The organism is Streptomyces sp. NPDC054847 (assembly GCF_053610925.1).
In genome coordinates this window covers 1-5,138 of sequence record NZ_JBSGZJ010000493.1, presented here as the reverse complement: position 1 = coordinate 5,138, position 5,138 = coordinate 1, and the positions used below count along the sequence as shown (strand labels likewise).

The 5,138-nt window shown below is 72.0% G+C and carries 5 protein-coding genes; 2 read left to right on the top strand and 3 right to left on the bottom strand.

Going from position 1 to position 5,138, the window contains the following annotated elements; genetic code table 11:
• Positions 1-268: 268 nt before the first annotated feature.
• Together ACWGH4_RS30855 and ACWGH4_RS30850 are read left to right on the top strand one after the other, a co-directional pair.
• Positions 269-889 (top strand): DUF4126 domain-containing protein, encoded by a 621-nt coding sequence (locus ACWGH4_RS30855; protein WP_453466703.1) that lies wholly within the window; start codon positions 269-271, stop codon positions 887-889.
• Positions 890-958: 69 nt separating this feature from the next.
• Complete coding sequence (locus tag ACWGH4_RS30850; RefSeq protein WP_453466701.1) at positions 959-2,455, top strand: phytoene desaturase family protein; 1,497 nt, start codon at positions 959-961, stop codon at positions 2,453-2,455.
• Between the two features lie 26 nt (positions 2,456-2,481).
• On the opposite strand, the gene ACWGH4_RS30845 is transcribed toward ACWGH4_RS30850, so the two are convergent.
• The 3 genes from ACWGH4_RS30845 to thiE all read right to left on the bottom strand — a co-directional run bounded on the left by ACWGH4_RS30845 (position 2,482) and on the right by thiE (position 5,082).
• Positions 2,482-3,351, bottom strand: coding sequence for a hypothetical protein (locus ACWGH4_RS30845; RefSeq protein ID WP_453466699.1), 870 nt, complete (start codon positions 3,349-3,351; stop codon positions 2,482-2,484).
• 51 nt (positions 3,352-3,402) lie between these two features.
• The gene (metF, locus tag ACWGH4_RS30840) at positions 3,403-4,320 is read right to left on the bottom strand and encodes a methylenetetrahydrofolate reductase [NAD(P)H] (RefSeq protein WP_441264285.1); all 918 of its coding nucleotides are present in this window, start codon (positions 4,318-4,320) and stop codon (positions 3,403-3,405) included.
• Between the two features lie 111 nt (positions 4,321-4,431).
• On the bottom strand, positions 4,432-5,082 hold the full coding sequence (gene thiE / locus ACWGH4_RS30835; protein WP_453466697.1) for a thiamine phosphate synthase: 651 nt from the start codon (positions 5,080-5,082) through the stop codon (positions 4,432-4,434).
• Positions 5,083-5,138: the final 56 nt, after the last annotated feature.

Sequence of the window (5,138 nt, the reverse complement as noted above, 5' to 3'; positions counted from 1 at the left end):
CCCGTGGTCCGGAGAGCCCGACCCCCGTTGTCCCCCGTGGTCGTGGGCCCTCCGTCCTGCAACCCCCGTTCCGTCGGGGGAGCCGCACCGTTCCGCCGCCCCGTGTCGTCGGTGCCGGTGCCGCGCCCCTTCCGTGGTCCCCACTCTTCCGTCCTGGCAGGCCCAGCCCCATCCGCGCGGATACTCATCTCGGCGCGTAGGTACGGATACTCAGCACTCCGCGCTGAACCCCACCCGCGGCCGCCGCCGGGTGGTTACGATCGCGTCCGTGTCCGTACTCCCCCTCGTCTTCACCAGCGGCTGGGCCAGCGGGATCAACGCATACGCGGTGGTCCTCATGTTCGGCGTGCTCGGCGCGACCGGCGTCTCAGATCAGGTGCCGCAGGCGCTCCAGCGCCCCGACGTCCTGATCGCCGCAGGGGTGCTGTTCCTGTGCGAGGCGGTGGCGGACAAGGTTCCGTACGTCGACTCGATATGGGACTCGGTCCACACCGTGATCCGGCCCGTCGCGGGCGCCGTGGTCGCCGCGCTGCTGGCGGGTGAGAGCGGTTCGCTGCCGGAGCTCGCGGCGGGAGCCGTGGGCGGCTCGACCGCGCTGATCAGCCATCTGGTCAAGGCGGGCACCCGGATGGCGATCAACACCTCGCCGGAACCGTTCAGCAACATCGCCGTGAGCGTCGCGGAGGACCTCGGGGTCGCCGGGATCATCTCCTTCGCGGTCTTCAACCCGGTGGCCGCCGCCGTCGTCGCCGGGACGCTCCTCGTACTGGGCATCGTCACGGTGCTCTTCCTCGCCTCGAGGATCCGCCGCTTCCTGCGGCGCCGGGCGCAGCGCCGGGAGGCTGGACGCGTGGGCGCGGTGGGCGTCCAGCGGCCACCGGACTGGTGAGCGAAGGCGGCCGGGCCGTGCGCGTACCCGGCCACGAAACCGGTGGTCGCGGGTAATAAAGTCGCGGTCATGGCACGGATTGCGGTGATCGGCGCCGGGATGGGCGCGATGGCGGCTGCCGCCCGGCTGGCCGTGGCAGGCCACCGGGTGACGGTGTACGAGCGTCTGGCGACCCACGGCGGCTCGCTGGGCCGCTTCGAGCGGGACGGCTTCGCCTTCGACACCGGGCCCGGTCTGCTGCATCTCCCGGCGGTCTGGCGGGACCTGTTCGTGAAGACCGGCAAGGAACCGCTGGAGAAGTGCGTCGAGCTGACGCAGGTGGACCCGGCGAGCCGGCACGTCTTCGCCGACGGCACGGACGTCAGCCTCCCCAACGCGTCGAGGGCCGGCACCCTCGCCGCGCTCGAAGCGGCGCTCGGACCGGGTTCCGGCGAACGCTGGGGCGAGTTCCTCAATCGCGCGCGGGACGCCTGGGAGCGCTCGCGCCGTCCGCTGCTGGAGGAGCCGCTGCCCGCGGACACCGCCTTCCTGTCGAAGGACCCCTACCCCGCGTTGCGGCAGGGCCTGTTGCGGCGGCCGGCCCGCACGCTCGCGGAGATCGGCACCCGCGAGCTGCGCGACCCGCGTCTCGCCGCGCTGCTCGACAGCCACGCCGTGGCGTACGGCCTCGACCCCCACGGCGCGCCCCCGTCCGCCGCGGTGCTGCCGTACATGGAGCAGACCTTCGGCTCCTGGTACGTGAAGGGCGGCCTTCGCGCCCTCGCCGACGCGGTGTACGAGCGCTGCGTGGCCAGGAAGGTGGAGTTCGTCTTCGGTGCCGCGGTGACGGGCGTGCTGGAGAAGGACGGCCGCGCCGTCGGCCTGGAGCTGGACCAAGGCGGGCCGGTGGAGGCGGACATGGTGGTCTCCGGGGCACCGGTGCCGTCGCTGTTCGAGAACCGCATCGTGACGTGGGCCCGTCCCGACGAACGGCCGCACGCGCGGCCGCGGACGGGCACCGGCCGGCTGACCGTCCATCTCGCGCTGCGCGGCGGTCGGCCGGCCGGCACCGTGCACCGCACTGTGGTGCACGCCCCGGACGCGGCGGCGGAGTGGGACGAGATCCGCGCCGGTCGGACGGGCTCGCGGCCCACCGTGGTCGTGATGCGGCCCGACGACCCGCTGCTGCGGCCGGACGACGACCACGAGACGGTCACGCTGACGTCCACGGTGCCGGCCGAGCCGGCCGCAGGGCAGAGGTGGGCGCAGTTCGCGGAAGGGGCCGCCGACAGGATGGTGGCGGCCGCGGAGGCCGCTGTCCCCGGACTGCGCGAGCGGGTCCTTTGGCGCGTGGTGCGCACTCCGGAGGACACCCGCCACGACACGGCTTCCGCCGCGGTCCCGGCCCCGGCGCTGGCCGGGGCGTCGGGCACGTTCCTGCCGGCGATGAACACGTGTCCTTTGGACGGTCTGTATCTCGCCGGGGGCTGGGCACATCCCGGGGGCGGGCTGGCGCATTCGGGCATGTCCGGTGCGCTGGTGGCCGGGCTGATCGTGGAGGGCGCGGACTTCCGCGGCTCCCGCTGAGCGGTGGCGGCCGCCACCGCCGAGGGTCAGTAGCGGTACTGCTGCTGCTCGTTGTACCCGTTGTCGTAGTAGGCGGGCGGCTGCTCCTGCTGATCGCCCTCACGCTGCTGCGGGACCCACACGCCGCCGGGCGGGGTGTCGCTGTAGCCCTCCTGCTGCCCGTAGCCGGCGTACTGCTGCTGGTCGCCGTAGCCGCCGCTGTACGTGTCGTAGGTGCTGTACTGCTGGCCGCCCACATAGGGGTCGGAGTACGTGGCGTACTGCTGGCCGCCGGTGCCGTAGTCGTACTGGCCGGCGTACGTCGCCGCTTCCGCCGGCTGCTGCTGCGCGTAACCGTGGTCGTCGTACGCGTTGTAGGCGCCGTAGCCCGAGCCCTGTGCGGCGTAGCTCTCGTCGCGGGCCCCCGCCTGCTCCGCCTCCGGCCGGGCGGCGTATGCCTCTTCGCTGTAGACGCCGTACTGGCCGGTGTCGTCGGGCAGCGGCTGCGGCTCGTAGACGGCGGGGCCCGTGGCGCCCGGTGCCTGGCCGGCCATGTCGTAGGCCGGCTCGGCCGAGTCGTAGGAGAGGTCGGTGACCTCGAGCGTGGGTTCCCTCGTCGCTTCCGGGTCCGCGCCGGACCGGCGCCGCCTGCTCGCGCCGGGGCTGCCGCCGAGGGCCCAGCCGGTGGAGAAACCGCGCCGGAAGGAGAGGGTCACATAGGTCTGGCCGACCGCGAACGCCATGGCGCCGAGGGCGATCACCACCACGGACGGCAGCAGCACGCCTATCACGACGCCCAGGAAACCGCCGAACGCGAGCAGCCGCCAGCGCAGCCGTGCCTTGTACTGCAGCAGCACCTCACCGAGCAGCCACAGCGCGACGATACCGAACGCGATATAGAGGACCGTCCAGCCCATGTCCGCCCCTCTCCTGCGGCCGCCGCCCCGGTGCGGGGCGGGTACGACCGGTCACGACTGCTCGTGCAGTCCGAGATTCTCGTAGATTTCGAGCGTCGCGGTGGAGTTGTTGAGCGTAATGAAGTGCAGCCCCGGGACACCCTCGGCGAGCAGCCTCGCGCAGAACTCCGTCGCGAACTCGATGCCAATGGAGCGTACAGCGGCCGGATCGTCCTTGACCGCGAGGATGCGCTCTTTCAGGTCCGCCGGGAAGTGCGCGTTGCTGAGCGTGGCGAAGCGTTCGATCTGCTTGACGCTGGTGACGGGCATGATCTCGGGAATGATCGGGGTTTCGCAACCCGCCGCGGAAACCCGGTCACGAAGCCGCAGATAGTCCTCCGGCACGAAGAACATCTGCGTGATCGCGTAGTCGGCGCCGGCTCGGCACTTGTCGACGAAGTGCCGGGTGTCCTCGTCCCAGTCCTTCGAGCGGGGGTGCATCTCGGGGAAGGCCGCGACGCCCACGCAGAAGTCGCCGGACTCCTTGATGAGCCGGACCAGGTCGGCCGCGTAGCGCACGCCCTCCGGATGCTCGACCCACTCGCCCATCGGGTCGCCGGGCGGGTCGCCGCGGACGGCGAGGATGTTACGGATTCCCGCGTCGGCGTACTGGCCGATCATGTTGCGCAGTTCAGCGATCGAGTGGTTGACCGCGGTGAGGTGCGCGACCGGCGTGAGAGTGGTGTCGGCGGCGATCTCCTGCGTGGCCTTGACCGTGCCGGCGCGGGTGGAGCCACCGGCGCCGTAGGTCACGGAGACGAAGTTCGGGGCGACCGCCTCGACCCTGCGCAGCGCGTTCCACAGGTTCCGCTCGCCCTTTTCCGTCTTGGGCGCCCAGAACTCGAACGAGTACGACGTCTTGCCCGTCGCAAGCATGTCGCGCACCGTGCGTGCGCGATCCGTTCTGGTGGAAGCAGTACCGAGGGCCATACGGGCAGGTTAGCCAGACCGAGGGGATCCTCGAACCGAATCAGGGAAATATGTCGGTTTTGCCGGTGTCTTGTCCATCCCTTGGACAGAGATGGACGATCACCGTGACCGTCAGGCGGTCCGCTCCCTGACCCGCTTCGCCAGGTCGGCGGCGGCCGCGGCCGGATCGGCGGCCTCGGTGATCGCCCGCACGACGACGACCCTGCGCGCCCCGGCGTCCAGCACCTCGTCCAGATTGGCGGCGTCGATACCGCCGATCGCGAACCACGGCCGGTCACCGGCCAGGCCCGCCGTGTACCGCACCAGGCCGAGACCGGGAGCGTGCCGTCCGGGCTTGGTGGGAGTGGGCCAGCAGGGCCCGGTGCAGAAGTAGTCCACCCCCGGCTCGACGGCGGCGGCCGCCGCCTCGGACTCGCTGTGCGTCGAGCGGCCGATCAGCACGCCGTCCCCGAGGATCGCGCGGGCAGCCGGCACCGGCAGGTCGCCCTGGCCCAGGTGCAGCACGTCGGCGCCGATGGCGTGAGCCACGTCGGCGCGGTCGTTCACCGCGAGGAGCTTGCCGTGCCGGCGGCAGGCGTCGGCGAAGACCTGGAGGTGCTCCAGCTCCTCCGCGGCCTCCATGCCCTTGTCACGCAGCTGCACGATGTCCACGCCGGAGGCCAGCACGGCGTCGAGGAACTCGGGCAGGTCCCCCTGCCGCTTACGGGCGTCCGTGCACAGATAGAGCCGGGCGTCGGACAGCAGCGTGCGAGCCGTGGACATGAGGCGATCCCCCCGTTGGGCGGCGGACGCACGGGCCGGGCGGCCCGGGCCGTGCG

Excerpts from the sequence above, each read along its gene's own strand:
- ACWGH4_RS30850 (WP_453466701.1), top strand. The coding sequence starts at position 959 with ATGGCACGGATTGCGGTGATCGGCGCCGGGATGGGCGCGATGGCGGCT.
- ACWGH4_RS30845 (WP_453466699.1), bottom strand. The coding sequence starts at position 3,351 with ATGGGCTGGACGGTCCTCTATATCGCGTTCGGTATCGTCGCGCTGTGG.
- metF (WP_441264285.1), bottom strand. The coding sequence starts at position 4,320 with ATGGCCCTCGGTACTGCTTCCACCAGAACGGATCGCGCACGCACGGTG.
- thiE (WP_453466697.1), bottom strand. The coding sequence starts at position 5,082 with ATGTCCACGGCTCGCACGCTGCTGTCCGACGCCCGGCTCTATCTGTGC.